Raw genomic sequence first — 20,661 nt, 5'->3', positions numbered from 1 at the left:
GGCGTGGCCGGGGCAGTCGACGTGTGCGTAGTGGCGATTGGCCGTCTCGTACTCGACGTGCGCGGTGTTGATCGTGATGCCGCGTGCCTTTTCTTCAGGCGCCGCGTCGATCTGGTCGTAGGCCTTGGCTTCGCCGCCGAACTTCGACGACAGCACCGTTGCGATCGCAGCCGTCAGCGTGGTCTTGCCGTGGTCGACGTGACCGATCGTGCCCACGTTCACGTGCGGCTTGGTGCGGGTGAATTTACCTTTTGCCATTTTTCGACTCCGAAAAAAACGTTTCCAACGTATGCAGATGGGTTGCAGTGCAGCTTTTGCAACCCCCAAAAACTGGTGCCCTTTGCGGGAATCGGACCCGCGACCTCTCCCTTACCAAGGGAGTGCTCTACCACTGAGCCAAAAGGGCTTTTGTCTAACCATTCGCTTCCGGCGCCGAACCGGGTCTCTGGAGCGGGAGACGGGAATCGAACCCGCGTCATCAGCTTGGAAGGCTGGGGTTCTACCATTGAACTACTCCCGCATCAGGAGCACCCAAGGCACCCAAAGCGCGATATCCAAACGCTCTTAGAAACCAAATTCATCGCTGGTGGAGAGGGCTGGATTCGAACCAGCGTACTCGTAAGAGGGCAGATTTACAGTCTGCTGCCATTAACCACTCGGCCACCTCTCCGGCGAACCTCGAAATATAGCACGGTTTTGTGACTATCCGGAAATCCATGCATCAACGAAGATGCAGGAAAACCGCTCGAGGCGTTAGCCCACGATTATCGCCTAAGTTTTCACCCCTCCGACCGCTGCGCCTCACGCCAGGCACGTGCTTCGCCGAAATGACCGCAGCCAATGAACGGCACGGGCGGTCGCTGGGCCGAGAGAGGCGACGGATGGTTCGACATCAGCACCTTATGGCGCCTAACGTCGATCAACGCACGCTTACTTTGCGCATGCGAGCCCCACAGCATAAAAACAACAGGTTTGGCACCGTTCGAAACATGCTGGATGACGGCATCTGTCAGCACCTCCCAGCCGCGACCGGAATGGCTCGCCGGCTGCGCCTCCTCTACCGTCAGGCAGGTGTTGAGCAGCAAGACGCCATGGGTAGCCCACTTCACCAGGCTGCCGCCCGGATTCGGAAACGGCGGCGGCGCCGTCCCCAGGTCGCGCTGCAGTTCCTTGAAGATGTTGCGCAGCGAGGGCGGCAGCGCCACGCCCGGCGCCACGGAGAACGCCAGACCCTCGGCCTGCCCGCGGCCGTGATACGGATCCTGGCCCAGGATGACGACGCGCACGTCTTCCGGCGGCGTGAGTTCCAGCGCCCTGAGCGGCTGCGGCGGAAAGATCACCGCGCCCGCGTCGAGTCGCTCGCGCAGGAATGCCTGCAGCTTCTGCCCGACGGCGCTGCCGAAGAACTCGTCGATCAGCGGCTGCCAGCCCGGCGCCACCGGCCAGTCGGCGGGGTCGCTGCTCGACAGCTGATCGGGCCGGCTCATTTGAACAATGCGGCGAGGGCCTCGCCGGGTTCCTTGGCGCGCATGAAGGTTTCGCCGACCAGGAAGGCGTGGACGCCCGCTGCCCGCAGGGTGGCCACGTCCTCGCGCGTGCCGATGCCCGACTCGGTCACCGGCAGGCGATCGGCCGGCAGCCCCGGCAGCAGGTCGATGGTCGCCTGGATCGACACCTCGAAATTGCGCAGGTTGCGGTTGTTGACCCCGATCAGCGGTGTCTTCAGCTTGAGCGCGCGATCGAGCTCGGCCGCGTCGTGCACCTCCACGAGCACCGCCATGCCCAGGCCGCGCGCGATGGCTTCGTAGTCCTTCATCTGCGCGTCGTCGAGGCAGGCGGCGATCAGCAGGATCGCGTCGGCGCCCATCGCGCGCGATTCGTACACCTGGTAGGCATCGACGATGAAGTCCTTGCGCAGCACAGGCAGCTCGCACGAGGCGCGCGCCTGCTTGAGATAGTCCACGCCACCCTGGAAGAACTGCCTGTCGGTCAGCACCGAGAGGCAGGCGGCGCTGATCTGGCCGTCGCCTTCGGCGTAGCTCTGCGCGATGTCGGCGGGAATGAAGTCCGCGCGCAGCACGCCCTTGCTCGGACTGGCTTTCTTGACTTCGGCGATCACCGCGGCTTGTCCGGCGGCGATCTTGGCGCGCAGCGCGCCTTCGAAGTCGCGCGTCAGCACGCGGCTCTCTGCATCGAGGCGCACGGCTTCGAGCGGGGTGCGCTTCAGTGCCGCAGCCACTTCCTGGCGCTTGACGGCAACGATCTTGTCGAGGATGTCGGACATGGCTTCTCGGTTTCCTGTTCTCTTGAAGCTCAGACGGTGGCGGAGGCCTTGACCAGCTCGGCCAGCTTGGCCTTCGCGGCGCCTGATGCGATGGCGGCGCGCGAGCGATCGACGCCCGCCTGCACTGAGTCGACCACGTTCGCCGCATAGAGCGCCGCACCGGCATTCAGCAGCACGATGTCGAGCGCGGGACCGGCCTGATTGTCGAGCACGCCCAGCAGCATCGCCTTCGACTGCTCGGGCGTCTCCACGCGCAGCGTGCGGTTGCTCGACATCTGGAAACCGAAGTCTTCGGGGTGCAGTTCGTACTCGCGGATCTCGCCGTTCTTCAGCTCACCCACCATGGTGGCCGCGCCGAGCGAGATCTCGTCCATGCCGTCGCGTCCGTAGACCACCACCGCATGCTCCGCGCCGAGGCGCTGCAGCGCGCGCACCTGGATGCCCACGAGGTCGGGGTGGAACACGCCCATCAGGATGTTCGGCGCGCCGGCCGGATTGGTCAGCGGCCCAAGGATGTTGAAGATGGTCTTGATGCCCAGTTCCTTGCGCACCGGCGCCACGTTCTTCATTGCCGGATGGTGGTTCGGGGCGAACATGAAGCCGATGCCGCACTCCTCGATGGAGCGCGCGATCTGCTCGGGCTTGAGGTTGATGTTCACCCCCAGCGACTCCAGCACGTCGGCACTGCCCGACTTGCTCGACACGCTGCGCCCGCCGTGCTTGCTCACCTTGGCGCCCGCGGCGGCGGCCACGAACATCGAGCAGGTCGAGATGTTGAAGGTGTGTGATCCATCGCCGCCGGTGCCCACGATGTCGACGAGGTTCGTCGTGTCCTTCACCGGCACCTTGGTCGACACCTCGCGCATCACCTGCGCGGCGGCGGTGATCTCGCCGATGGTCTCCTTCTTCACGCGCAGGCCGGTGATCAGCGCGGCCATCATCACGGGCGAGCACTCGCCGCTCATGATGAGCCGCACGATGTGCAGCATCTCGTCGTGGAAGACCTCGCGGTGCTCTATGGTGCGCTGCAGCGCTTCCTGGGGGGTGATCATGGAAAGTCTCCTCGGAAAGAATCAGCGGCCGACGCGGACCGCGGCGGGCGCGTCGGTGAACGCGAGCTTGAGGCCGAAGCCGATGAACAGCACGCCGGCGACACGGTCGAGCCAGTGCATGCCCTTGCGCACCGCGCTGCGGCGAGCCATCCAGCCCGCCGCAAGGGCCCACCCCACGTTGACGGGGATGGCATTGACGTTGAACAGCACGCCCAGCAGCACGAAGGCCAGCGCCTTGTTGTCGGTGCCCGGCGCGATGAACTGAGGCACGAAGGCCAGGAAGAACAGCGCCACCTTCGGGTTGAGCACGTTGGTCCAGAAGCCGCCCAGGAAGATCGCCTTGAGGCTGCGCTCCCCGCCCGCCGCCGCGGCGGCCGCGTCCAGGTCGGCGGGTGGCGCCGCCTTCGACACCAGCATGCGCACGCCCAGGTACAACAGGTAAGCCGCGCCGATGTACTTGAGCACCGTGAAGGCCGCGGCCGACGTCGCCATCAGCGTGCCCACGCCGACGGCGGCGGCGAAGATGTGCACGAAGCAGCCGGCCGTGATGCCGAGCCCGGCCACGATACCGGCGCGAACGCCACAGCGCAGCGAATTGGTCACCACGTAGAGCACGTCGGGCCCCGGTGTGAGATTCAGCAGCCAGCCGGCGGCGATGAATGCGAGCAGATGGGGAAGGTCGGGCATCGCGCGCTCGCGGTTTTCAGGACTTGAAGAAGGCGCGGATCGCCGCGACGGCCCTGTCGACGCCGGCGGCATCGACATCAAGGTGCGTCACGAAACGCAGCCGGTAGAGCCCCGTCGCAAGGATGCCCTGCGCATTGAGGCTCGCCAGCAGCTCCGCGGAGCGCGACTGCGCGGCGCCGACGAGGTCGACGAACACGATGTTCGTCTGCGGCGCCTCAACCTTCAGTCCCTCGATGCCTTCGAGCCCCTGCGCCAGGCGCTGCGCCAGCGCGTGGTCGTCGGCGAGGCGGTCGACATGGTGGTCGAGCGCGTGCGAGGCCGCCGCCGCCAGCAGGCCGGCCTGCCGCATGCCGCCGCCCGCCATCTTGCGGATGCGGTGCGCGCGGGCGATGAACTCGCGCGAACCGACCAGCGCCGAGCCCACCGGTGCACCCAGCCCCTTGCTGAAGCACACCGACACGCTGTCGAAGCACTGCGCGATGCGGCGGGCTTCCGCGCGGATGTCGCTGTGCCTGTTCAGTGCGGCCTGCGCCGTCGCGGCATTGAAGAGCCGCGCACCGTCGAGGTGGCGCTGCAGTCCCTTGCCCTTGGCAAGGTCGGTCGCGGCCTGCACGTATTCGAAAGGCAGCAGCTTGCCGCCCAGCGTGTTCTCCAGCGCCAGCAGCCGGGTGCGCGCGAAGTGCGCGTCGTCTGGCTTGATGGCCGCCTCGATCTGCGCGAGCGGCAGCGTGCCGTCGCCTGCGTGGTCCAGCGGCTGCGGCTGCACGCTGCCGAACACCGCGGCGCCACCGCCTTCCCAGCGGTAGCAGTGCGCCTGCTGGCCGACGATGTACTCGTCGCCGCGGCCGCAGTGCGACAGGATCGCGCACAGGTTGCTCTGCGTGCCTGTGGGCACGAACAGCGCCGCCTCGAAGCCCAGCATGGCCGCGATCTTCTCCTGCAGCGCGTTCACGCTCGGATCGGTGGCGAAGACGTCGTCGCCCAGCGGCGCCGCCATCATGGCCTCGCGCATCGCGGGCGTGGGCTGCGTGACGGTGTCGCTGCGCAGGTCGACGAGGGAATCGGAGGTGGGCATGTCTTGGGGTCCTTAGTGGGAATACCGCGGAACCGGCTCTGCCGGGCCGCCGGCATCGCTCCCGGCGAGAGGGTTGGCAAAGCGACACGAAGTACGCGAGGCCTGCGGGAGCGCCATGCTATTCCAGGAAGTTCTTGAGCATGGCGTGGCCATGTTCCGTCAGGATCGATTCCGGATGGAACTGCACGCCCTCGATGCGCACGTCGTGCGCGAAGCCGGTGTGCCGCACGCCCATGATCTCGCCGTCGTCGGTCCAGGCCGTGACAGCCAGTTCCTTCGGGCAGCTCTCGCGCTCGATGGACAGCGAGTGGTAGCGGTTGACGACGAAGCGCCTGGGCAGCCCCGCGAACACGCCTTCCTGCGTGGTCGTGATCTCGCTGGTCTTGCCGTGCATGAGCTGCTGCGCGCGCACGATCCTGCCGCCGAAGGCCGCGCCGATGGCCTGGTGGCCGAGGCACACGCCCAGGATCGGCAGCTTGCCCGCGAAGGCCTCGATGGCAGCCACCGAGACGCCAGCCTCCGCCGGCGAGCACGGCCCCGGCGACACCACCAGCCGCGTCACGCCCGAGCCGATCAGCTCGCCGATCTGCTCCACGGTGATCTCGTCGTTGCGATGCACCTGCACGTCCGCACCCAGCTCGCCGAAGTACTGGACGATGTTGTAGGTGAAGGAATCGTAGTTGTCGATCATCAGCAGTTTCATGGCTTGCTCACAATCCGGTGCACGCCCTTGACGACGGGGAACACGTTGAAGTTGATCAGAAGGCCCAGCTTGAGGCCCGAGAGGCGCAGCGCGGCCTGCACCTGCGCGCGATGCAGGTCGGTCAGCACGTCGACCGCCCTGAGTTCGACGATGACCGATTGCTCGACCACGAAGCCAGCGCGGTACACCTCGCCGATCGAACGGCCCTTGTAGCTGGCGGACAGCGCCACGTCGCGCGCGAAGCCGATCTCGCGCTCCGCGAGCTCGATGGCCAGCGCCGCGGCGTAGGCCGCTTCATCGAGCCCCGTGCCGAGCACGCGCTGCACCTCGACTGCCGCGCCGATGATCTCGTGCGAGAAGTCGCTCTGGGTATCAGGCAGGGCGCTCATTCCAACCCCTCCTCGACCAGTTCGGCCGCGCGCAGCAGCGCCCGCGCCTTGGCCTCGGTTTCCTTCCACTCCAGCTCGGGCACCGAGTCGGCCACCACGCCGGCCGCGGCCTGCACGTGCAGCATCTGGTCCTTCACGATGCCGGTGCGGATGGCGATGGCCACGTCCATGTCGCCCGCGTAGCTGATGTAGCCGCAGGCGCCGCCGTACAGGCCGCGCTTGGTGGGCTCGAGCTCATCGATGAGTTCCATCGCATGCACCTTCGGCGCGCCGGTCAGGGTGCCGGCCGGGAAGGTGGCCTTGAGCACGTCGATGGCGGTCATGCCGTCCTTCAGCGTGCCTTCGACGTTGCTCACGATGTGCATCACGTGGCTGTAGCGTTCGACCGCGAAGGCCTCGGTCACCTTCACGGTGCCGGTCTTGGCGATGCGGCCGATGTCGTTGCGCGCGAGGTCGATCAGCATCACGTGCTCGGCGCGCTCCTTGGGGTCGTTGATCAGCTCGATCTCGGCCGCCTTGTCGAGCTCGAGCGACGCGCCGCGCGGGCGGGTGCCGGCCAGCGGGCGGATGGTGATCTTCTGCTCGCCCTCGCCCGTGTTCTCCTGTCGCACCAGGATCTCGGGCGACGCGCCCACCACGTGGAAGTCGCCGAGGTTGTAGTAGTACATGTAGGGCGAGGGGTTCAGCGAGCGCAGCGCGCGGTACAGCGACAGCGGCGACTCGGTGTAGCGCTTGCTGATGCGCTGGCCCACCTGCACCTGCATGAAGTCGCCGGCGGCGATCATTTCCTTGGCGCGCTCCACCGCCGCGAGGTAGTCGGCCTTGGCGAAGCTGCGCTCGGGCGGGTGCGGCTGCGTCGGCTTCACGACGGGCGCGCTCACCGAGTACTTGAGCTTTTCCTTCAGCTCGCGCAGGCGGCGCTTGCCCGTGGCGTAGGCCTCGGGCTGCTTCGGATCGGCATAGACGATGAGGTACAGCTTGCCCGAGAGGTTGTCGATGACGGCCAGTTCCTCGCACTGCAGCAGCAGGATGTCGGGGCAGCCCAGCGCATCGGGGGGGCAGGACTTCTCGAGCTTGCGCTCGATGTGGCGCACGGTGTCGTAGCCGAAGTAGCCGGCAAGGCCGCCACAGAAGCGCGGCAGGCCCGGCCGCAGCGCCACCTTGAATCGCTTCTGGTACTCGGCCACGAAGTCGAGCGGATTGCCCTTGACAGTCTCGACCACCTGCCCGTCGGTCACCACTTCAGTGAGGGCCTCGGCGCCGAAGCCGCTGGCGCGAAGCAGCGTGCGCGCCGGCAGCCCGATGAAGCTGTAGCGCCCGAAGCGCTCGCCGCCCACCACCGATTCGAGCAGGAAGCTGTGCTTGCCGCCGCCTTGCGAATGGGCCAGCTTGAGGTAGAGGGAAAGGGGAGTCTCGAGGTCGGCGAAGGCCTCGGCCATCAGCGGAATGCGGTTGTAGCCCTGGGCGCTGAGGCTCTTGAATTCAAGTTCGGTGATCACGGATACGTTCTCCAGTTGCCTGCGGCGCTCCTTCGGCCGACGGCAAGGTCATTCACGGGTGGCCCGGTGCCGGCGAGCGTGCCGGTCCTGAGCCGCGGGCGCACGGCGTGCGCCGTGCAATCAAACAGTCAGCGAAGTATGGCGACGCCAGGGCCAGGCTCCCCGGCTGCCTTCACCTGTTTGAATGACGTGATGAACGAACATATGAGCTGCGGAGTTTAGCCCACGAAAACGCCAGGACGCGCAATCGCCCGCATCGGCAGCGCTTCAGGGTTCCCCCGAAGCCGGGCAAGTAGAACAAAAAGATACATTCGAACGATCGTTCGCAAAACTCCAAGGAGACAGCGTTGCCCACCTTTTCGTTCACGACCGTGTTCCCTCGCCTCGCCCTGGCAGCCTGCCTCGCCGTCGCCAGTCTCGGTGCCTCGGCCGCGCAGGTCGACGTGGGCGGCGTCAAGCTCGACGACCAGATGGACCTGCGCGGCACCCCCCTGCTGCTCAACGGCGCGGGCATCCGCTACAAGGCCATCTTCAAGGTCTACGCGGCCGGCCTCTACGTGGGCAGGAAGGTCTCGACCCCCGAGGAAGCGCTGGCCGCGCTCGGCCCCAAGCGCGTGTCGATCACGATGCTGCGCGACATCGACGCGAACGAGCTCGGCAAGCTCTTCACCAAGGGCGTGGAGGACAACTCGCCCAAGAGCGAGATGGTCAATCTCATCCCGGGCCTTCTGCGCATGGGCCAGATGTTCGCCGACCAGAAGCAGCTGAAGGCCGGCGACACCTTCACCGTCGACTGGCTTCCCGGCACCGGCACGCTGATCACCGTGCGCGGCGTGCCGCAGCCCGATCCGATCAAGGAGCAGGCCTTCTTCAATGCGCTGCTGCGCATCTGGCTGGGACCGAACCCGGCCGACTGGAAGCTCAAGGACGCGCTGCTCGGCAAGCAGTAGGCATCGCAGCGGGCCTGCTGGCGTCAGCGCCCCGTGGCCGGCACCAGCTCGGCCAGCGAATCGACGAAGCCGTCGGCATCCACGCCGCGCACCGGCTCGCCGTGGTTGTAGCCGTAGGTCACCAGGATCACCGGGCAGCCGGCCGCACGCGCGGCGCGCGCGTCGTTGCTCGAGTCGCCGATCATCAGCGTGCGCGCGGGCTCGGTGCCCATCGCCTCGCAGGTCTTCAGCAGCGGCAGCGGATCGGGCTTCTTGCGCTCGAAGGCATCGCCGCCGAACACCAGCTCGAAGAAGCCGTCGAGCCCCTTGTCGGCGAGCAGCGGCTTGGCGAACGGGGTCGGCTTGTTGGTGAGACAGGCCAGGCGCAGGCCCTGCGCGCGCAGCGCCTGCAGCCCCTCGATCACGCCGGGGTACACGGCCGAATGCCGGCCGTTGATGGCAAGGTAGTGATGCTGGTAGCGCTCCCAGGCTCGGTCGAACAGCGCTCGCGCCTTCGCATCGGCCTCGGCTTTGGAGAGGGCCGGAGACAGCACGTGCACGAGCGCCGAATGGATCAGGTGCTCCGAGCCCTTGCCCACCATGGTCTCGATGGCGGCGGGCGCCACATGCCCAAGCGAAAGGTCGTCGAGCATGCGGTTCAGCGAGGCGGCGAAGTCGCCCAGCGTGTCGACCATGGTGCCGTCGAGATCGACGATGGCGGCATCGAAACGGGCGCGGTCAGGGCGTAGGAAGTTCAAGGCAGGCGCGGGTGGTTGTGGAATCGCCCGACACTTTACAGAGCATCGCCGGCACTCCAGCCGCACCCGGCGCCGATGAGACTTTCAAACTGTTTCAAAACCGTCGCCCTTGTGCCTCGGAAACTTTTCGGGGCTTTTTGCACACCTATGCCCCATCGTTTGAAAAACCCAACAACGAGGAATACTCCATGCGTCTCACGACGAAGGGCGGCTTCGCCTTGACGGCCATGATCGATGTCGCGATGCGCGAGCAGGACGGCCCCGTGCCACTGGCGTCGATCAGCAAGCGCCAACACATTGCCCGCTCGTCGCTCGAACTGCTGTTCAGCAAGCTGCGCCAGCACGCGCTGATCAAGGCAACCCGTGGACCGGGCGGCGGCTACACACTGACGCGCAGGGCGTCCGAGATCACGGTGGCGGACATCCTCGCCTCGGTCGACGGCCAACCGCTGTCCGACGCGGAAGACTCGTCGAGAAAGGGCGAGGCCGGCGGCAAGGGCTGCTATTCCACCGAAGCGCTGTGGGCCTCCGCCAAGCACCATGTGATGGAGTTCCTGGGCTCCGTCACACTGCAGAGCCTGGTCGAGGACCAGCTGGCCAAGGGCGTGCGCGTGGAACACGAACCTTCGCAGCCGAAGAAGAAGGAAACCCCGTTGAGCCCCGCCGCCTTGCCGCTGCGCGTGAACGCACCCAACTCGGTGTTCGCGTGGAACGGCGTCTTCGCAAAACGCTGAAGAAGAACGCCCGCCTTCCTTTCTCTTTCCTGATGATGCCCCGCTGGCTCCTGTCTCTGCTGCTCGTGTTCGCACTGGGCTGCCAGAGCTTCGCGGCGCTGGCCAAGTCGCACGACGCGGCCATGGCACCGGTCGACGCTGCGGGGCTTCATCATCTGTCGAACATCCACTGCGAGGCCCCCGCCGGGCCGTTCACCACACTCGAAGAGCGCTCCCCGGCCACCGACCTCGCGCCGGACCTCTCCGAAATCTGCGGACTTCGCAATGCCACGCTGCACCATGCAAGGTGGCATGACGCATCGCCGCCGCAGGACATCCACGCGCCCCCATCGCGCGTGCCACCGGTTCCCCTGAAGCCGCCACGCACGCGCATCGCCGCGTAGGCGAAGGTGCGGGCCCAGCCGCTCGCGCCCGCCCTCCTTCCTCACCTTCTTTTCCGCAATACGCGACGTCGGGCCGCCGTGCCCGCGCGTCGCGTTCGTCGTCGTTGTCCTGCGCGGCCATGGCCGGCGTGGGCGACGGCGCGTCACGCACCCGATTCCCAAATTCATTGGCTCATGAACGAACTCACCTGGATCATCTTCGGCGCCAGCCTTCTGCTGCTGTATCTCGCCTGGCGCGAACGCCTGGTCTCGAACCATCGCGATGCCGGCCTGCTCGCTGGCGTGGCCGCCTGCACGGGCGTGGCCGGCATCGTCTCGCTGGTGGTATGACGGTGCACGAGGCCAGGCGGCGATGGCGCTGGATCGCGGCCGTGCTCGCCATCGCGGCGATGGCCGGCGCCTGCACCGATGGCTATCCGACCAAGGACGCCCCCGCCGCCAGCGACATGAGCGCCGCGGAGCACATACACGCACTCAACGGCATGCTGCGGCACGAGGCGCGCACCCTGGATGCGAGGATGACGCTGGCGACGCCCTGCATCCTGCGGCTCGCGACCACCGCGCATGGCGGGCGCGAGTCCATCGCCTCGCTGCGGCTGGACACGCTGCAGGTCGCCTTCTCGGCCGAGGAGCGCTACCGGGTGAGCGTGGCCCCGGCCGCCGGCATGCCGGCCGCGCCCGACCATCGCTTCGTGGTGGACGGCTGGCAGGACGCGGTCGCCTTCCGCTCGCACCTGCAGCAGCTGCAGATGGCCTGCGTGGCGTCGAAGAGTTGAGGCTGTGGCGCCTTCCGCAGCCGCGCCGCAGGGCGGCCGGCATGCGGCAGGCGCGGGCCGATCAGGCCTGCTGCGCCTCGGTCAGCGCCTGGGCGGCCACCACCGCCTCGGTGCGGTTGCGCACGTTGAGTGCGCGGAAGATCGCAGCCAGGTGGATCTTCACGGTGCCTTCGCTGATGCCCAGGCTGCGCCCGATCAGCTTGTTGGGCTTGCCTTGCGACAGCAGCTGGAGCACCTCGACCTGCCGCTCGGTGAGCACGCTGCGCAGGTGCTCCAGCGTCTGGCCGCCGCTGCCGCCGCCGGCAGCGCCGCCGCGCACGAGCGACTCGGTGCCCGGCTGCTGCGCCATGCCGGCAACGATGCCCGGCGGCACGGCCGTCAGCATCATCGGCGGCACATACACGCCGCCGGCCAGCACCAGCCGCACGGCCGAGAGCATCACGTCGGGCGAATAGGCCTTGGGAATGAACCCGAGCACGCCGCGCTCGAGCGCGCTGCGCATGATGGCCGGGTCTTCGTAGCCCGACAGCACGATCACCGGCACCGCAGGATGGCGCTGGCGGATCTCGTCGATGTGGGCCTGGCCATCGGCGCCGGGCATGTTGAGGTCGATCAGGGCCAGGTCGAGGTCGTCGGTGGCTCCGGCAAGCAATTCGTCGACGCTCATCGCCAGGACGAATTCGATGCCGGGCTCCAGCTCCGAGAGCTTGGCTTTGACCGCCTCGATGACGAGCCGGTGGTCGTCGGCGATCAGTATTTTCATGATGTCTTTTCCCCGTATCCCAGCGTGCAATGCACCGCAGGCGCAGAAGATACCGGCGAAATCCCCGCGCAGCAAGGCCGGCGGCCCCACCAACGGCATAGACCCCAAGCGATATGGCGCCCGCCGCAAGCCCTTTGAAAGAATGGACGCCTACTCGAAGGAACCGGGGACATGGGCATGTGCCATCGCTGCAGACGCCGGTGCAAGGCATCCTTCGCAACGCATGAATGAGCGGGCCCGTTCATGGCCCGCCTCCTCGACTGTTTCTCCAGCTTCATCTCGTCCGGCCTCGCGCTGGATGCGTCCATCGCCTCCGGCGCGCCCCTGCTGCCGCACGACGCGGCGCAGCAGCGGGCCCGCCGGCTCCTCGACGCGGCACGCGCGGCCGCCGAGACCGCCGGCACGCCCGCCGCGCAGATCGAGTCGGCCTCCTTCGCGATGGTCGCCTGGATCGACGAGATCCTCGCGCGCCATCCGGACGCCGCCGGCACCACGGGCACCTCGGGCGCTGGGGGCACCGCGGCCGCGCTGCAGGTGCAGCTCTTCAACTCCAACAACGCGCACAGCGAGTTCTTCCATCACCTCTCGGCGCTGGGCCCCGGGGACGATGCGGTGCGCGAGGTGTACTGGCACGCGCTGGCGCTCGGCTTCAAGGGCCAGTACTACTTCGAGGAAGGCGACCACGGCGAACTCGGCAAGCTGAAGGACCTGCACGGCCGCCAGCTGCTGCTTCGCCCGCTGTCGACCGGCAGTCTGCTGCAGGACCACATCACGCCACAGCCCTACGAGGTGCCTGACCCGCGCGGACCCAACGACACGCGCCGGCGCGACCGCACCCTGCTGCTCGGCGCCGCCGCCCTGGCCCTCGCGCTACCGCTGCTGTACCTGACGTGGCTGTGGCCCGGCCGCCCTCCGGCTGCAGACACAGGCCTGGCGCAGCGCATCGAGCAGCACCTGCAGACCTTCGCCTGCGCCGACCTCACGGCCAGCATCGACCCCGAAGGCGGCACGCGGATCACCGGCTTCGTCTCGCAGCCCGGCGACCTGCCGCGCGTCGAGAGCGAGGTGAGCGCCCTGTCCGGCGTGGGATCGCCGCGCTTCGACATCGGCCTGCGGGTCTGGCCGCACTGCGAGGTGTTCGCCATCCTCAAGCCCTACCAGGTGCGCAACGTGGAGAAGTCATACGGCCTGGACGTGGGCTCCCCCACCGCCCATGAAGGCCGCCTGCGCGAGGGCGACAACGTGCGCGTGCAGGTGACCGCGCCGCGGCACGACAGCTACATCTGGGTCGACTACTACACGGCCGACGGCTCCGTCATGCACCTCAACGCCGGGCAGGCACCCACGCGGCTGCGCGCGGGCGAGACGCTGGAGCTGGGCCGCGACATTCCTTCCAGCTGGCTCGTGAGCCCGCCCTTCGGCAGCGTGCTGATCACTGTGCTCTCGTCGCCCACGCCCCTCACCGAGACCGCCGACAGGCCCCCCTTCGAGCTCGCCTCCGCCTACCTGCTGCGGCTGCGCGAATCGCTCGCGGCCAGCAAGAACAGCGACCGGCTCATCGCCGACTTCGTCTTCCTTGAGACCGTCTCGCGATGAATGCCCTGCTCCTGTCGCCCGCCCACCGCTTCTGGCTGCTGCTGTCGCTGTGCCTGCTGGGCTTCGGCCTGTTGTACGCGGTGGTGCGCGACGCCGGCCGCGGCGCGCGGCGGCGCGGGCTGCAGAAGAGCCTCGCGGCCATGGGCGAGCCGACGGCCGACGCGGGTGCGACGGCGATCGCCATCGACACGCTCAAGGAAGGCATGGCGCAGGCGCAGCAGGCGATGCGCCGCACGCCATGTGCAAGGCCTCCCGTTCCGTGGCTGCTCTTCTTCGGCGACGCATCCGCCAACCTTCGCGGGCTGCTGGAGACCGCACACGCCGAGCGCGCGGATGACGCATCCCAGGCCGCCTGGTGGCACTGGTGGCTGACCCGACGGCTGGTGGCCATCGAGATCGATCCGGGCGCGGTCGGGGACACCGCAGATACGCCACAACAGTCGCGCAGCCTGTGGCTGCACTCGCTTCTGGCACTTGCTGAGCGACGAGATCGCCTGCCGCTCAACGGCCTCGTGGTGGCGGTGGCAGCCGGCGAACTGCTCGATGCCGAAGCCTCGCAGCTCAAGTCGCTCGCCGAGCGAACGCGTCGCCTGCTCGACGAAGCCAGCGACGGCCTCCGGCTGCTGATGCCCACCTATCTCGTCGTGACCGGGCTCGAACGGCTTGCGGGCTACGCGACCTTGCGCGGCGCCCTGCCGCCAGAGGTGCTCGCACAGGCGCTGGGACATCGGCTGACCGATCCCTCCGCCTTCATCGAGACTCCTGCGGGCGAGCGGCTCGACGCCGTGTTCGAGCCCATCGCGCAGCAGCTGCACGCGCTGCGCATGTCATTGCTGCGCGAGCAGCCGGGGCCCACCGGACGGCTCGCGATCCATGAGTTCGTGGAAGCGGTCCGCGCCCTGCAGCCGGGGCTGCGCGAGTTCGCGCAGGTACTGTTCGAGAACCACGGCAAGGGGCTGCAGCGCGCGCCGCGCTGGCGCGGCCTCTATCTCACGGCGTCCGCATCGGATGCGGCCGGTGGTGCCTTCGTGCACGACCTCTTCGAGCACTTCCTTCCGGTCGACCAGCCCCTGGTGCGTCCAGGAAGGCCCTCCTGAGTGGGAGCGATAGAGAAGGCGTTACTTCGCGTCGATGCGCATCGCGCGCGCGCCGAGGGTGACGTCCAGCGACTGCGCCTTGCCGGTGACCACCGGACGCACCTCGCGCCAGCGCGCGCGGTCGAGATCGCGATAGGCCGCCATCACGCCCATCGACTTCGCGTCGGGCGGCAGGTTGAAGTCGAGCTTCTTCGTCTCGCCGGGCCGCAGCAGCACTTCCTCGCGTTGCACCAGTTCCGCGCCGAGCGTGGCCTGGTCCTTCTCGAAGAGCGAGAAGAAGTCGGCGCCTTCGAACGGGCCGGGCGACTTCAATGCATATACGCGCACCGTGAGCGGAGAAGCGCGGCCGCGCGCATCGGGGTTGGCGTCCGCACCTGCCGTGAGCGTGACGGCCACGGTGGTGACCACGGGCTTCGCCGCGCAGCCCGCAAGCAGAAGACCGGCTCCAGCAAGGCCAAGAACGGCGATGTGGCGCCGCGTTGCTGCGGCAAGGAAGCCCTCATAGGACGAATGGTGTGTACCCAGCGTGCGCATGCTATTCCCTTCGTTGCATTGACCGGTCAAGACGCATCTTTGATTATCACCAGCGAACTCCGATAGGCAACATGCTGACCAACGAACTCGCTGCAACACTGCTCGCGCCCATCGGCGATGCATCGCCTTGCGGCGACGATCTCGAGTACGACGCGGACTTCATGGCGCTGGTCGCGGATGCGCAGGGCAAGCCCGAGCAGCAGTTCGGCGACACGGTGATCCCCGCGGTCGAGCCCGAGTGGCGCGAGGTGGGCGAGAAGGCCGAGAACATCCTTCGCCGCAGCAAGGACGTGCGCGCCGCCGTGCTGCTGCTGCGCGCATCCACCCGCATGCAGGGCGTGCAGGGCTTCGCCGCCGGGCTGCGGCTGCTCAATGCATTGCTCGACACCTTCTGGGACGGCATACATCCAAAGCTGGATGCCGACGACGACAACGACCCGACGATGCGCCTGAACGCGCTCGCGCCGCTGACCGACGAGGCCACGGGCCTGCGCGACCTCTACGAGGCGCAGGTCGGCAATGCGCGCGGCGTGGGTCCGATTCGCGTGCGCGACATCGCCATCGCGCACAACGCGCTCACCGCCGTGGGCGGCGAGGCCACCTATTCGATGGCGCAGGTGCAGGGCGGGCTGGAGGCGATACAGGCCGAGCGGCCCGATGCCGTCGCGGCCGCGCTCGAGGTGCCTGCGCTGGTGGAGCAGCTGAGGAAGCTCATCGCCGAGCGCACCGGCCGCACCGATGCCGTCGACCTCGACCCGCTGCGCTCCATCGCGCGCGTGCTGCAGAAGGCAAGCGCCTCCGCCAGCGGATCGACTGCCGATGGCGCCGCCGCGCAGGACGCGGGCGCCGAAGACACGCAGGCCGGCGGCACGGCATCCACACGCCCTGCCGCGGCGCGCGGCGAGATCCAGAGCCGCCAGGACGCGGTACAGATGCTCGACCGGGTGATCCGCTACCTGGAGCAGGCCGAGCCCGGCAATCCGGCGCCGCTGCTGATCGAGCGCGCCAAGAAGCTCATCGGCGTGAGCTTCCTCGAGATCATGGCCAACCTCGCGCCGAACGCGATGGACACCATCGAAACGGTCACGGGCCGACGTCCTTCCGAATAAGCCCCGACCACCCCGCATCCGTCCCCATTCACACCCGCAAGGAGCATCTCCATGGCCAAGAGCAGTCAGAAATTCATCGCCCGCAACCGGGCGCCCCGGGTCCAGATCGAGTACGACGTGGAGCTCTACGGGGCCGAGAAGAAGGTGCAGCTGCCCTTCGTCATGGGCGTGCTGGCGGACCTCTCCGGCAAGCCGGCCGACCCGCTCGCGCCGGTGGCCGACCGCAAGTTCCTGGAGATCGACGTCGACAACTTCGACTCGCGCATGAAGGCCATGAAGCCGCGCGCGGCCTTCGCGGTGGAGAACTCGCTCACCGGCGAGGGCGACCTGAAGGTGGAGCTCACCTTCGAGAACATGGACGACTTCTCGCCCGCCGCGGTGGCGCGCAAGGTCGGCGCGCTCAACAAGCTGCTGGAGGCGCGCACGCAGCTGTCGAACCTCGTCACCTACATGGACGGCAAGGGCGGCGCAGAGGAACTGCTGGCCAAGGTGCTCGAGGACCCGGCCCTGCTGCAGACGCTGGCGGCGAGCAAGAAACCCGAGGACGGCGGCGCACCCGCTGCCTGACACCGACAACCATCAGAGCACACGAGGAGTAGATCACCATGGCCGAAGCACTCGAACAGAGCGCGCTGAAAGACGTCGAATATGCGGGCAGCGACTTTTCCTCGCTGCTGCAGAAGGAATTCAAGCCGCGCAGCGACGAAGCCAAGAGCGCCGTCGAAGCCGCCGTGCTCACGCTGGCGCAGCAGGCGCTGGCCAACAGCACCGTCATCGGCAAGGACGTGACCAAGTCGATCCAGGCCATGATCGCCGCGATCGACGCCAAGCTCACCGACCAGGTCAACAAGATCATCCACCACCCCGACTACCAGAAGCTCGAGAGTGCGTGGCGCGGCCTGCACTACATGGTGAACAACACCGAGACCGACGAGAACCTCAAGATCCGGGTGATGGACATCTCCAAGCAGGAGCTGGCCAAGAACCTCAAGAAGTTCAAGGGCGCGGCCTGGGACCAGAGCCCGATGTTCAAGAAGATCTACGAGCAGGAGTACGGCCAGTTCGGCGGCGAGCCCTTCGGCGCGCTGGTGGGCGACTACCACTTCGACCAGAGCCCGCCCGACGTGGAACTGCTCGGCGAAATGGCCAAGATCGCCGCGGCCGCGCACGCGCCCTTCATCACCGGCGCGAGCCCGAACCTGATGCAGATGGAGTCGTGGCAGGAGCTCGCGAACCCGCGCGACCTGACCAAGATCTTCTCCACGCCCGAGTACGCCGCCTGGCGCTCGCTGCGCGAGTCGGACGATTCCAAGTACCTCGGCCTGTGCATGCCGCGCTTCCTGGCGCGCACGCCCTATGGCGCCAACACCAATCCGGTGGAGGAGTTCGACTTCGAGGAAGACACCGCCGGCGCCGACCACAACAAGTATTCGTGGGCCAACGCGGCCTACGCGATGGCGACCAACATCAACCGCTCGTACAAGCTCTACGGCTGGGGCTCGCGCATCCGCGGCATCGAGTCGGGCGGCGCGGTGGAGAACCTGCCGCTGCACACCTTCCCGAGCGACGACGGCGGCGTGGACCAGAAGTGCCCCACCGAGATCGCCATCAGCGACCGCCGCGAGGCCGAGCTCTCGAAGGCGGGGCTGCTGTCGATGATCCACCGCAAGAACTCCGACTTCGCGGCCTTCATCGGCGCGCAGTCGCTGAACAAGCCCGCCGAGTACGACGACCCCGACGCCACCGCCAACGCCAACCTGGCGGCGCGCCTGCCCTACCTCTTCGCCTGCAACCGCTTCGCGCACTACCTCAAGTGCATCGTGCGGGACAAGATCGGCAGCTTCAAGGAGCGCGAGGACATGCAGCGCTGGCTCAACAAGTGGATCATGAACTACGTGGACGGCGACCCCGCCAACTCCTCGGAGATCACCAAGGCCCAGAAGCCGCTGGCCGCCGCCGAGGTGATCGTGGAGGAAGTGGAAGGCAACCCGGGCTACTACACCTCCAAGTTCTTCCTGCGCCCGCACTACCAGCTCGAGGGACTCACGGTCTCGCTGCGCCTGGTGTCGAAGCTGCCCTCGGCCAAGGGCGGCGCGTGAAGGCCTGAAAAAACGGGCCGGACTTTCTTGAAATTCCGGCTCCCGTTTTCGTTCTATCCACAGCTGCCGGGGACCGGCCCCGCCGACAAGCCACCGGCAGCACAAGCATCCGTCTCGATCATCAACAGCAACTGCCCGAACGCAATCGGGTTCCAAGGAGTAGGAACATGTCTTCTGACTTTCACATCAAGCTCGACGGCGTCAAGGGCGAGTCTTCCCACAAGGACCACAAGGACGAGATCGAGATCTCGTCGTGGACCTGGAACGTGAGCAACGCCTCGGGCGCCGGCTCGGGCGGCGGCTCGGGCAAGGGCAAGGCCACGCCGGGAGAGTTCCACTTCACGCACACCTACGACAAGGCCTCCCCCGTGCTGGCCAAGAACTGCGTGAGCGGCAAGCACTTCAAGGACCTGGTCCTGACCTGCCGCAAGTCGGGCGAAGGCCAGCAGGAGTACCTGAAGGTCACGCTCAAGGAAGTCTTCATCGCCATGGTCGGCCCCGGCGGCGCGCAAGGCGGCGACGTGCAGGAACAGGTCTCCTGCTCGTTCAAGGACATCGAGTTCGCCTACAAGGCCCAGGACGACAAGGGCGCCGCCGGCGGCGAAGTCAAGTTCGGCTGGAACGTGGCCACCACCGAGACCCGCTGACGGACGACGGACCCGCGGGGCACGGCATCGGGCGCGCCTGTGCCCGATGCGGTTTCCATGCGTCCTCACCGGAGCAATGCAATGGCATTCAGCACCCCACTCATCGGCAAGAGCGGCGATCTGCTCACCGCCTACAACATCGACTGGTCGGTCGGCAGGATCGGCTCCAACACGCGTGAAGACGTGATGCTGGTGCAGGCGCTGTTCAAGATCTTCTACTACGAGCTGCTCGGCTTCAACCACGACCTGGACCCGCCCCCGGGCCAGACCGAGGTGATCGTCGTGGACGGCTACTACGGCCCGATCACGCAGAAGCACATCACGCACTTCCAGGCGCAGGCGATCGCGCTCGGACAGAAGGTGCTGCCGGACGGTATCTTCGATCCGTTCCGTGCACCCGGCGCATCCAGCACGCTGAGCAAGTCGCGCTACGCGCTCGACCTGCTCAACAACGGCTGTGCCAACTGCTGCAAGGAACAGGGCATCGACAACTACACGAACCTGCCCAACCGCGCGGACATGCCCCTGCTGCTGCGCAGCGCGCTGAAGAAGGTCAAGAAGACGGCGAGCAAGTACACCTACGTCGCGCCGCAGACGGTGCCGACCACGGGCGGCGCCTGAACGAAGGACCGAGGGAACAGCCGACCCGGCTGATGCAGAAAGGGCCCGGAGCGATCGCTGCGGGCCCTTTTCCTTTCTGCGCTGGCTTGCTTGCTTCCTTCGCTGCGCAGGCGAGAGGATTCAGGAATCCGTCGGCATCGCGTTCTCCGGCATCAGCCGTGTCACGTCGTCCTCGTCGTCCTCGATCACCCACAGCGTGAGCGCCGTGTAGTTGTCGTGGCCCGGCTTGGCATTCGCCTTGACCTGCGCATCGATCAGCTCGGTCCACTGGCTGGGCGTGCGCGAGGCATGCAGCGTGTCGATCAGGCACTCGTCGCCCAGCGGCTCCCACACGCCGTCGCTGCACAGCAGCAGCACGTCGCCCGGCAGCAGGCGCATGCGCTCGGACACGGCGATCTCGGGCTCCTCCTCGATCGAGCCCAACGCCGACAGCAGCATGTTGCGCTGCGGATGCAGCCGCGCGCCCTCCTCGTCGAGCATGCCGCCGGCCACCATCTGCTGCACGAGGCTGTGGTCGGTGGTGCGCGCCACGATGGCGCCGCCGCGGAACAGGTAGGCGCGGCTGTCGCCGCTGTGCACCCAGGCGAGCGCCTGGCTTTCGAGGTCGATGGCCGCGAAGACGATGGTCGAGCGCATGCCCGCGAGCTTGCCGCCCTCGGCCTGGCGAGCGACCACGTCGCGGTTGGCCTGCTCCACCAGGCCGCGCAGCGTGGCTTCGTCGAGCCCCGGCGCGACCGAGAAGCCGCCGAGCATGCTGGCGCGCGCGGTGGCCGCTGCCACGTCGCCGCCGCCATGACCGCCGGCGCCGTCGGCCACCAGGCAGGCGACGTAGCGCTCGTCGTGCCAATGGCCATGCACGTCCTCGTTGTAGGTACGGCCCCCCTGGCGGGAGAGCGTGACGATTTCAATTTCCAAGCGGGGTGCCT

Annotated in this window: 25 protein-coding genes and 3 tRNA genes; 12 read left to right on the top strand and 16 right to left on the bottom strand. The window is 67.4% G+C overall.

Annotated elements, in window-relative coordinates; translation table 11 throughout:
- From G369_RS0119635 to trpE, 12 genes are all read right to left on the bottom strand, one after another.
- A partial coding sequence (locus G369_RS0119635) for a GTP-binding protein (RefSeq protein ID WP_244164356.1) occupies nt 1-258 on the bottom strand: 258 nt, incomplete at its 3' end.
- 73 nt (nt 259-331) lie between these two features.
- Nucleotides 332-406, bottom strand: a tRNA-Thr gene (locus tag G369_RS0119630).
- Between the two features lie 40 nt (nt 407-446).
- Nucleotides 447-520 (bottom strand) — tRNA-Gly (locus G369_RS0119625).
- A gap of 64 nt (nt 521-584) precedes the next feature.
- A tRNA-Tyr gene (locus tag G369_RS0119620) sits at nt 585-670 on the bottom strand.
- Nucleotides 671-779: 109 nt separating this feature from the next.
- Complete coding sequence (locus tag G369_RS0119615) at nt 780-1,487, bottom strand: uracil-DNA glycosylase (protein ID WP_019655732.1); 708 nt, start codon at nt 1,485-1,487, stop codon at nt 780-782.
- The gene (gene trpC / locus G369_RS0119610) at nt 1,484-2,284 is read right to left on the bottom strand and encodes an indole-3-glycerol phosphate synthase TrpC (protein ID WP_019655731.1); all 801 of its coding nucleotides are present in this window, start codon (nt 2,282-2,284) and stop codon (nt 1,484-1,486) included. The genes G369_RS0119615 and trpC overlap by 4 nt, the downstream gene beginning before the upstream one ends.
- Nucleotides 2,285-2,313: 29 nt before the next feature.
- Nucleotides 2,314-3,336 (bottom strand): anthranilate phosphoribosyltransferase, encoded by a 1,023-nt coding sequence (trpD, locus tag G369_RS0119605; RefSeq protein ID WP_019655730.1) that lies wholly within the window; start codon nt 3,334-3,336, stop codon nt 2,314-2,316.
- Between the two features lie 21 nt (nt 3,337-3,357).
- Nucleotides 3,358-4,023, bottom strand: coding sequence for a LysE family translocator (locus G369_RS0119600; RefSeq protein ID WP_019655729.1), 666 nt, complete (start codon nt 4,021-4,023; stop codon nt 3,358-3,360).
- Nucleotides 4,024-4,039: 16 nt separating this feature from the next.
- Nucleotides 4,040-5,098, bottom strand: a complete 1,059-nt coding sequence (ltaE, locus tag G369_RS0119595) for a low-specificity L-threonine aldolase (protein WP_019655728.1) — start codon at nt 5,096-5,098, stop codon at nt 4,040-4,042.
- Nucleotides 5,099-5,216: 118 nt separating this feature from the next.
- Nucleotides 5,217-5,801: an aminodeoxychorismate/anthranilate synthase component II gene (locus G369_RS0119590; RefSeq protein WP_019655727.1), complete on the bottom strand. Its 585-nt coding sequence runs from the start codon at nt 5,799-5,801 to the stop codon at nt 5,217-5,219.
- Nucleotides 5,798-6,190 (bottom strand): GxxExxY protein, encoded by a 393-nt coding sequence (locus G369_RS0119585; RefSeq protein ID WP_019655726.1) that lies wholly within the window; start codon nt 6,188-6,190, stop codon nt 5,798-5,800. Before G369_RS0119585 ends, G369_RS0119590 begins: the two co-directional genes overlap by 4 nt.
- The gene (gene trpE / locus G369_RS0119580; protein WP_019655725.1) at nt 6,187-7,689 is read right to left on the bottom strand and encodes an anthranilate synthase component I; all 1,503 of its coding nucleotides are present in this window, start codon (nt 7,687-7,689) and stop codon (nt 6,187-6,189) included. The genes G369_RS0119585 and trpE overlap by 4 nt, the downstream gene beginning before the upstream one ends.
- Before the next feature lie 347 nt (nt 7,690-8,036).
- On the opposite strand from trpE, the gene G369_RS0119575 reads away from it, so the two are divergent.
- Nucleotides 8,037-8,639 (top strand): chalcone isomerase family protein, encoded by a 603-nt coding sequence (locus G369_RS0119575; RefSeq protein ID WP_019655724.1) that lies wholly within the window; start codon nt 8,037-8,039, stop codon nt 8,637-8,639.
- 23 nt (nt 8,640-8,662) lie between these two features.
- On the opposite strand, the gene G369_RS0119570 is transcribed toward G369_RS0119575, so the two are convergent.
- Nucleotides 8,663-9,376, bottom strand: coding sequence for a phosphoglycolate phosphatase (locus G369_RS0119570; RefSeq protein ID WP_019655723.1), 714 nt, complete (start codon nt 9,374-9,376; stop codon nt 8,663-8,665).
- 188 nt (nt 9,377-9,564) lie between these two features.
- On the opposite strand from G369_RS0119570, the gene G369_RS0119565 reads away from it, so the two are divergent.
- The 4 genes from G369_RS0119565 to G369_RS0119550 all read left to right on the top strand — a co-directional run bounded on the left by G369_RS0119565 (nt 9,565) and on the right by G369_RS0119550 (nt 11,269).
- Nucleotides 9,565-10,110, top strand: coding sequence for an Rrf2 family transcriptional regulator (locus G369_RS0119565; RefSeq protein WP_019655722.1), 546 nt, complete (start codon nt 9,565-9,567; stop codon nt 10,108-10,110).
- 35 nt (nt 10,111-10,145) lie between these two features.
- Entirely contained in the window at nt 10,146-10,493 is a 348-nt protein-coding gene (locus G369_RS0119560) for a hypothetical protein (protein ID WP_157773740.1), read from the top strand.
- A 174-nt stretch (nt 10,494-10,667) separates the two neighbouring features.
- Nucleotides 10,668-10,823 (top strand): hypothetical protein, encoded by a 156-nt coding sequence (locus tag G369_RS38630; RefSeq protein WP_019655720.1) that lies wholly within the window; start codon nt 10,668-10,670, stop codon nt 10,821-10,823.
- Complete coding sequence (locus G369_RS0119550) at nt 10,820-11,269, top strand: hypothetical protein (RefSeq protein ID WP_019655719.1); 450 nt, start codon at nt 10,820-10,822, stop codon at nt 11,267-11,269. The genes G369_RS38630 and G369_RS0119550 overlap by 4 nt, the downstream gene beginning before the upstream one ends.
- A gap of 61 nt (nt 11,270-11,330) precedes the next feature.
- Here G369_RS0119550 and G369_RS0119545 read toward each other — a convergent pair whose 3' ends face one another.
- Nucleotides 11,331-12,032, bottom strand: coding sequence for a response regulator transcription factor (locus tag G369_RS0119545; RefSeq protein WP_019655718.1), 702 nt, complete (start codon nt 12,030-12,032; stop codon nt 11,331-11,333).
- Between the two features lie 243 nt (nt 12,033-12,275).
- Between G369_RS0119545 and G369_RS0119540 the strand changes: the two genes are divergently transcribed.
- Nucleotides 12,276-13,628, top strand: a complete 1,353-nt coding sequence (locus G369_RS0119540) for a DotU family type IV/VI secretion system protein (RefSeq protein ID WP_026346506.1) — start codon at nt 12,276-12,278, stop codon at nt 13,626-13,628.
- On the top strand, nt 13,625-14,725 hold the full coding sequence (locus G369_RS0119535; protein ID WP_019655717.1) for a type VI secretion system protein: 1,101 nt from the start codon (nt 13,625-13,627) through the stop codon (nt 14,723-14,725). The genes G369_RS0119540 and G369_RS0119535 overlap by 4 nt, the downstream gene beginning before the upstream one ends.
- Nucleotides 14,726-14,746: 21 nt before the next feature.
- Here the strand turns inward: G369_RS0119535 and tssJ are convergent, their stop codons facing one another.
- Complete coding sequence (gene tssJ / locus G369_RS0119530; protein WP_019655716.1) at nt 14,747-15,259, bottom strand: type VI secretion system lipoprotein TssJ; 513 nt, start codon at nt 15,257-15,259, stop codon at nt 14,747-14,749.
- A gap of 71 nt (nt 15,260-15,330) precedes the next feature.
- Between tssJ and tssA the strand changes: the two genes are divergently transcribed.
- The 5 genes from tssA (at nt 15,331) to G369_RS0119505 (ending at nt 19,735) form a co-directional block, all read left to right on the top strand.
- Nucleotides 15,331-16,368 carry a type VI secretion system protein TssA gene (gene tssA / locus G369_RS0119525; protein ID WP_019655715.1) on the top strand — a complete coding sequence of 346 codons (1,038 nt, stop codon included), beginning with the start codon at nt 15,331-15,333 and terminating at the stop codon, nt 16,366-16,368.
- Nucleotides 16,369-16,419: 51 nt separating this feature from the next.
- The gene (gene tssB, locus G369_RS0119520; RefSeq protein WP_019655714.1) at nt 16,420-16,935 is read left to right on the top strand and encodes a type VI secretion system contractile sheath small subunit; all 516 of its coding nucleotides are present in this window, start codon (nt 16,420-16,422) and stop codon (nt 16,933-16,935) included.
- A 38-nt stretch (nt 16,936-16,973) separates the two neighbouring features.
- Nucleotides 16,974-18,467, top strand: coding sequence for a type VI secretion system contractile sheath large subunit (tssC, locus tag G369_RS0119515; RefSeq protein ID WP_019655713.1), 1,494 nt, complete (start codon nt 16,974-16,976; stop codon nt 18,465-18,467).
- Nucleotides 18,468-18,634: 167 nt separating this feature from the next.
- On the top strand, nt 18,635-19,114 hold the full coding sequence (locus G369_RS0119510; protein ID WP_019655712.1) for an Hcp family type VI secretion system effector: 480 nt from the start codon (nt 18,635-18,637) through the stop codon (nt 19,112-19,114).
- Nucleotides 19,115-19,195: 81 nt separating this feature from the next.
- Nucleotides 19,196-19,735: a peptidoglycan-binding domain-containing protein gene (locus G369_RS0119505; RefSeq protein ID WP_019655711.1), complete on the top strand. Its 540-nt coding sequence runs from the start codon at nt 19,196-19,198 to the stop codon at nt 19,733-19,735.
- Between the two features lie 120 nt (nt 19,736-19,855).
- Here the strand turns inward: G369_RS0119505 and G369_RS0119500 are convergent, their stop codons facing one another.
- Nucleotides 19,856-20,650 carry a PP2C family protein-serine/threonine phosphatase gene (locus tag G369_RS0119500; protein ID WP_019655710.1) on the bottom strand — a complete coding sequence of 265 codons (795 nt, stop codon included), beginning with the start codon at nt 20,648-20,650 and terminating at the stop codon, nt 19,856-19,858.
- Nucleotides 20,651-20,661: the final 11 nt, after the last annotated feature.

Origin of the sequence: Variovorax atrisoli 110B (assembly GCF_000382045.1) — a bacterium.
Classification (GTDB): domain Bacteria; phylum Pseudomonadota; class Gammaproteobacteria; order Burkholderiales; family Burkholderiaceae_C; genus Variovorax; species Variovorax atrisoli.
The sequence above is the reverse complement of the archived record's forward strand: the minus strand, read 5'-3'. Positions and strand labels throughout refer to the sequence as shown.

Coding starts and splice junctions, on each gene's coding strand:
- G369_RS0119615 (WP_019655732.1), bottom strand. CDS start 1,487: ATGAGCCGGCCCGATCAGCTGTCGAGCAGCGACCCCGCCGACTGGCCG.
- trpC (WP_019655731.1), bottom strand. CDS start 2,284: ATGTCCGACATCCTCGACAAGATCGTTGCCGTCAAGCGCCAGGAAGTG.
- trpD (WP_019655730.1), bottom strand. CDS start 3,336: ATGATCACCCCCCAGGAAGCGCTGCAGCGCACCATAGAGCACCGCGAG.
- G369_RS0119600 (WP_019655729.1), bottom strand. CDS start 4,023: ATGCCCGACCTTCCCCATCTGCTCGCATTCATCGCCGCCGGCTGGCTG.
- ltaE (WP_019655728.1), bottom strand. CDS start 5,098: ATGCCCACCTCCGATTCCCTCGTCGACCTGCGCAGCGACACCGTCACG.
- G369_RS0119590 (WP_019655727.1), bottom strand. CDS start 5,801: ATGAAACTGCTGATGATCGACAACTACGATTCCTTCACCTACAACATC.
- G369_RS0119585 (WP_019655726.1), bottom strand. CDS start 6,190: ATGAGCGCCCTGCCTGATACCCAGAGCGACTTCTCGCACGAGATCATC.
- G369_RS0119565 (WP_019655722.1), top strand. CDS start 9,565: ATGCGTCTCACGACGAAGGGCGGCTTCGCCTTGACGGCCATGATCGAT.
- G369_RS0119560 (WP_157773740.1), top strand. CDS start 10,146: ATGCCCCGCTGGCTCCTGTCTCTGCTGCTCGTGTTCGCACTGGGCTGC.
- G369_RS38630 (WP_019655720.1), top strand. CDS start 10,668: ATGAACGAACTCACCTGGATCATCTTCGGCGCCAGCCTTCTGCTGCTG.
- G369_RS0119550 (WP_019655719.1), top strand. CDS start 10,820: ATGACGGTGCACGAGGCCAGGCGGCGATGGCGCTGGATCGCGGCCGTG.
- G369_RS0119545 (WP_019655718.1), bottom strand. CDS start 12,032: ATGAAAATACTGATCGCCGACGACCACCGGCTCGTCATCGAGGCGGTC.
- G369_RS0119540 (WP_026346506.1), top strand. CDS start 12,276: ATGGCCCGCCTCCTCGACTGTTTCTCCAGCTTCATCTCGTCCGGCCTC.
- G369_RS0119535 (WP_019655717.1), top strand. CDS start 13,625: ATGAATGCCCTGCTCCTGTCGCCCGCCCACCGCTTCTGGCTGCTGCTG.
- tssJ (WP_019655716.1), bottom strand. CDS start 15,259: ATGCGCACGCTGGGTACACACCATTCGTCCTATGAGGGCTTCCTTGCC.
- tssA (WP_019655715.1), top strand. CDS start 15,331: ATGCTGACCAACGAACTCGCTGCAACACTGCTCGCGCCCATCGGCGAT.
- tssB (WP_019655714.1), top strand. CDS start 16,420: ATGGCCAAGAGCAGTCAGAAATTCATCGCCCGCAACCGGGCGCCCCGG.
- tssC (WP_019655713.1), top strand. CDS start 16,974: ATGGCCGAAGCACTCGAACAGAGCGCGCTGAAAGACGTCGAATATGCG.
- G369_RS0119510 (WP_019655712.1), top strand. CDS start 18,635: ATGTCTTCTGACTTTCACATCAAGCTCGACGGCGTCAAGGGCGAGTCT.
- G369_RS0119505 (WP_019655711.1), top strand. CDS start 19,196: ATGGCATTCAGCACCCCACTCATCGGCAAGAGCGGCGATCTGCTCACC.